Here is a 245-nt window from a genome sequence, read left to right on the forward strand (position 1 = left end):
GACGCATATTGCATAAACAAACACAAGCACAAGAGTCAGCAAGGCTTTCAAGACAAACAATGCGAACATCCTTCCCAAAGAGACGAAACCACTATATGCAAATTGTGGAACGTAAGACAGGATAAAGGCAAAAGGAAGAAAGAAAGCAATCGCGAGCACGATAATTTGAATTAAGAAATTAAGAAACGCAATTAGAAAGAATGGCATCCCCAGAGATATAGCAGCCAACAAACCTATAAATGAAT

Annotated in this window: 1 protein-coding gene; it reads right to left on the reverse strand. The window is 38.4% G+C overall.

All coding sequences use genetic code 11. From position 1 onward, the window contains the following. The coding region (locus tag R0J92_RS25565) for a hypothetical protein (protein WP_411053750.1) at window positions 1-245 on the reverse strand (245 nt) is incomplete at both ends.

Source organism: Tritonibacter sp. SIMBA_163 (genome assembly GCF_046535935.1).
Taxonomy (GTDB): domain Bacteria; phylum Pseudomonadota; class Alphaproteobacteria; order Rhodobacterales; family Rhodobacteraceae; genus Epibacterium; species Epibacterium scottomollicae.